This window comes from Paracoccus fontiphilus, from assembly GCF_017356265.1.
GTDB lineage: Bacteria > Pseudomonadota > Alphaproteobacteria > Rhodobacterales > Rhodobacteraceae > Paracoccus > Paracoccus fontiphilus.
The window spans coordinates 1-4,053 of record NZ_JAFNAW010000127.1; the positions used below are offsets into that span (position 1 = coordinate 1).

Sequence of the window (4,053 nt, forward strand, 5' to 3'; positions counted from 1 at the left end):
TCCCGGTCGATCTCGATCAACCGCATCAGAAGCGCCGCAGCCGGCACCGGATGCCGACGGTTCGCGGCACGGGCGATCTGGTTGAGGTTGTTCCCGATCCGCGCAAGCGCCCGCAGCAGGTCGGGATCCACCTTCGGGGGATCGCGCCGCTTCCGCAGGCGCTGCCCTTTGAGGGTTGAACGCACCAGTTCAGACAGCGACACCCCCTTATTCTCAGCAATAGCCTGCCAGTGCTGCTTTTCCTCCGGGGTCGTGCGGATCTCGATCCTCATAAACAGGCGCCTTTCAGGGGTGAGGGGCGATGCCCTTGCCGGGGTTCAGGGGCTGGCCCCTCCGGCCAGAGCCGGATCGGGGGATTGAAGGGGGCCAAGGCCCCCTCACAAGCGCGAGTGCGGGCAACGTAGTTGTCCGGACGAGAGTATGCTTGCGTCTGTATCACTAAACAACAAAACCTCCACTTCCTCAAGGCGAGCCTTCTTCGGGCGTCTCTTGAGCTTCTACCCCGCCATTCCTGTCCCTACGGCCCTTTGGGGAGAGAGCGGGCCAGGAATGGCTCCTGCGCCCCCTCGGCCTTTCTTAGATTCTTAGGATACATGGATACGCTGGTGCGTTTTGGCCGTTTCAGCCTTGCTGCGCTGGGAAAATCAGAAATTGACAGTTCTTTGGTGGAGAACTAAAGTTCTCTGGTGGAGAAGTATGAGGAGTGGACATGAGCAGGATCCCGATTCACGAACTGCGCCGGATGGGGGTGTCTGCGGAGGACATTGCTCTTGCTCAGGCGACCCAAGAAGCGCAGCGCCGGTCCGGCTCACCTGTTCAGTCTCTCGGTGTTATCGTGGGCGTGGCACAGCCACGTTCGCCTTCAAACCCAACTCCACCCGTCAGTCTGACTGACCGGGCCTTGCGGAAACGGGGAACCTACGATCAAGCCGCCCTGTTGCTCGATCAGCAAGCCTTGCAGGAAAGCAGCCCTGAACGCGCTGAGAAAGCTCGGGAAGTCGCCAGAGCGGCCAAGGAACTCAGCGCCGCACAGCAAGTCGAATTCGATTTCTTTGGAGGCAACGTGTCCATCGCATTCCAGTATCAGGACGCCGTGACCGAACGCCTGCGCAATTCGGGCCAGTCACTCGCCAAGCAGCACCAGGCGCTTGCCGTTCTATGGCAGATTACCCGCTATCTCGGCTGGCAGAGCTACGAGTGCACGAAAACTGCTGCCGACTTATGTGATCTGACTGGGATCACCCCGAACAACATGTCGCCTGTTCTTTCATTGTTGGAAGAGGTGGGGGCTATCAAACGCATCAAGCGGGGTCGCTCGAAAATCATCACGGTCACGCCGGAAGGAGCATTCCGGGGGAAGGTCAGCGCCCACGCGCAAGCCGTCGAACGCTATAAGCTGGACGTGATCGACGGCGGCAAGTCCGAGAACTGACGGTTAGCCCCCGCCCGCCCGCTCGGATCCGAGCGGGCGGGCGGGGGCCGGTTTCTGATCCGTTATCCCGAGGCCACGATGCCAAGAGTTTCTTTGCGTATTCTTCTTGTCGTAGATGATTATCTTCTCGCCCGGAAACTGGCGCGAAACATCACCGCCGCAGGGGATGTTGTGGTCGGTCCCTTTGCCGATGTGAATGAGGCAATCAGCCGGGTCGGATTGGTTCAAGCCGCCATTCTGGACGTAAAGGTTAGGGGCGAGACCTCCTTCGAGGTCGCGGACTCTCTTTTCCGCAACGAGGTGCCCTTTGTCTTTATGACCGGCTGTGAAAGCGAGATCATTCCCAAGCGTTTCCAGCGCCAGCATATCTACGCCAAACCAAGCCCTGTGGCTTCGATGCTGCATGATCTGCACATGCAGCATCGCAACGTGGGACCGCCTCCCCATGACAGCCTGGAAGCAATCGTCCTGGACATGATCCATCGGTCCTGCACCATCATGCCTGATCGTTCATCAGCAGACCGATTGGTGGAAAGGGTGCTGCTACGCGCCATTGCTGAAGCCAAAGAATGCCGATTCAAGGACGACATGCGCCCGCACCTAATGGACATGCTGGACGAGGAATATCGCCAGAACGGTAGGCTTTTCCTGAACTAAGGCAATCAGGTTGGTCTGAGGGAAGGAAGTTTCCAGCCGAGCGACAAGAACTCTGAAACACAACACAAAGCCGCTCGGCTGATAAGGTTGTTATGTCTAAGCTTTACCTAAACGACAACTTATTCCTTTAGACAGGTAATTGGCGGGAACTGAATGCCTTCCCAATCATCGAACAAAACGCCTGACTACATCTCCAGCCCAGACATGGCTGCTTTCACCATCGGTCGCGTGGTGATTGCATCCCTTGCCACAGGCTGTCCTCTTACGGATTCAGGCCTGTGGGCCCGGTTAGCCCAGATCGCGGAAGGGGACACCAAGGACATACCCGCAGGCGTCAATGCGCAGATGGCTTCAGGGGCCTTGCAGTATCTCGCAGGTGTGGAGCGGGTTTGTAGGACTGCCGCCCATCCTATCAGGAAGAGATGACCTAAAGCCCGTGATCGTGGCCCCTGTCGCGCTCCCGCCGCGCGGCCCGCTCCAATTCCCATTCGCGCTCTTCGCGCTCTTGGGTCAAGGTTATCGCTCTTTCAGCAACACGTTCACCTGCTGCACCAAGCTCTCGGTTTGCTCGGTCTGCCCGCTCAAGGCTTGAAGCAACCGCGTCTGAAAACGCTCGATCTCGCGCTGCTTCTGCTCGATCGTGTCCAGGCGCTTTCGCACGGTCTCGGACAAGGCCCGCAACTGCTTCGATGTGGCTTCGGACGCTTCGAGCGAGGTCGTTGAGGCGTTGGCCAAGGCCTCGAACTGCGCGAGCAAGCTCCGCTCGAAGGGGGTGAGTTGGTTCATGGTTCAGGTCCCCTCCGGGAGTTTCAAACACAGAAACTGACGTTCGCCTTTCTGACAGATCGTCGGTTCGACCCCTTCGGGCGGGACCAGGTAGCTCTGTCCCCCGCTCCTGAAGATCGGCATCTGCGGATCGCGATCCATCGAGTGCCAGGCCCACAAGCCCCCGATCGCTAGCCAAGTCATGATAAGCGCTCCCCACCACCACCGTCCGGTCCAGCGCAAAATCTTGAGTTCTCGTGCCATGGTCAGGCTCGTGCCTTGGATATCGCTCTGCATGGTGCGCAGCTCGGCTGCGCATTGCTGCTTCAAGCGCGTCGCGAGCTGCGTCAGCTCGGCCGAGGTCAATGCTTCGATCTCGGCTGTCTGGTCTGACAGCCGCTGCTGCAACCGCTCGGTCAAGCTCACGGTCATACGTCCATTCCTTCTCGTAGATCCTGCCCTTCATGCGGAATTTCTCGCCGCTCTCCGGGTCCTGGACGGTGAGGTAATCCTTGCCCTGCCGGGGAACCTGCAATCCCGCCTCCTGCAAGGCGGAAACCATGGTGTTGCGGTCCGTGACCTTCTCCGCCGCCACAAGGGCCGTCAGATAGGCGTGGATGCCCTCACGGCCCTCGCGCAGCCGGAAGCCCTCGTGCGCCCTCTCCGGCGCTCTGTGAAGCTCTGTGGCCCTGTCAGGGTCATCGGGACGCGCCCAGCCTTGGGACCAGTTCAGCGTGTCCCTGAGCGGCGCATAGGACCGCTCCCAGCCCGGCGGCGCGATGTTGAGCGCCTTGCCGGTGGTTAGCTCCATCCGGGGCGTGACGAAGTGAAGCTCGACTCGCCCGCCCTCGGTGTGCTGATGCCGCACCCAGGTGATGTCGTATTGCTCCGGATCCATCCCCGCAAAGGCCAGACGCTCAAAGGCGTCCATGGCCTCCTGCTGCTGGGCTTCGCTGGGGCTGTCCTCCAAGGCGAAGGACAACACGCCATGGGTATAGCTCCACTGCCGCTCGATGCTGTCGATCAGGTCGCGGGTGCGGTCCATGTCGCCCCGCACCACCTCGGGCGGCGCATGGCCGCGCCCTTCGCGGTCGGGTGCAGTCAGGTAGGCCGCGATCTGGCCCCCGCCACCGCGGCCCCCACGGGTGAACTTAATCAGCATCGGCGGGCCGCTCATGCGCTGTCCGCAGGGCGGAAAG

General features: G+C 60.5%; 6 protein-coding genes. 3 read left to right on the forward strand and 3 right to left on the reverse strand.

Translation table 11 applies throughout. The annotated features are described in order from the left end of the window. Nucleotides 1-272 (reverse strand): plasmid mobilization protein (locus J0F76_RS20065; protein ID WP_207472179.1); only part of this gene is annotated, 272 nt, incomplete at its 3' end. 437 nt (nucleotides 273-709) lie between these two features. On the opposite strand from J0F76_RS20065, the gene J0F76_RS20070 reads away from it, so the two are divergent. Together J0F76_RS20070 and J0F76_RS20075 are read left to right on the forward strand one after the other, a co-directional pair. Then, nucleotides 710-1,432 carry a helix-turn-helix domain-containing protein gene (locus tag J0F76_RS20070; RefSeq protein WP_207472180.1) on the forward strand — a complete coding sequence of 241 codons (723 nt, stop codon included), beginning with the start codon at nucleotides 710-712 and terminating at the stop codon, nucleotides 1,430-1,432. A gap of 93 nt (nucleotides 1,433-1,525) precedes the next feature. After that, nucleotides 1,526-2,089, forward strand: coding sequence for a response regulator (locus J0F76_RS20075; protein WP_207472181.1), 564 nt, complete (start codon nucleotides 1,526-1,528; stop codon nucleotides 2,087-2,089). A 516-nt stretch (nucleotides 2,090-2,605) separates the two neighbouring features. Here J0F76_RS20075 and J0F76_RS21070 read toward each other — a convergent pair. Both J0F76_RS21070 and J0F76_RS21075 read right to left on the reverse strand, forming a co-directional pair. Further along, on the reverse strand, nucleotides 2,606-2,875 hold the full coding sequence (locus tag J0F76_RS21070; protein ID WP_242690473.1) for a hypothetical protein: 270 nt from the start codon (nucleotides 2,873-2,875) through the stop codon (nucleotides 2,606-2,608). Between the two features lie 3 nt (nucleotides 2,876-2,878). Further along, entirely contained in the window at nucleotides 2,879-3,286 is a 408-nt protein-coding gene (locus tag J0F76_RS21075) for a hypothetical protein (protein WP_242690474.1), read from the reverse strand. 556 nt (nucleotides 3,287-3,842) lie between these two features. Between J0F76_RS21075 and J0F76_RS21080 the strand changes: the two genes are divergently transcribed. Next, the coding region (locus tag J0F76_RS21080) for a hypothetical protein (RefSeq protein WP_242690475.1) at nucleotides 3,843-4,053 on the forward strand (211 nt) is incomplete at its 3' end.

Bases quoted from the DNA above. Each gene is read 5' to 3' on its own strand.
- J0F76_RS20070 (WP_207472180.1), top strand. From the start codon at position 710: ATGAGCAGGATCCCGATTCACGAACTGCGCCGGATGGGGGTGTCTGCG.
- J0F76_RS21075 (WP_242690474.1), bottom strand. From the start codon at position 3,286: ATGACCGTGAGCTTGACCGAGCGGTTGCAGCAGCGGCTGTCAGACCAG.
- J0F76_RS21070 (WP_242690473.1), bottom strand. From the start codon at position 2,875: ATGAACCAACTCACCCCCTTCGAGCGGAGCTTGCTCGCGCAGTTCGAG.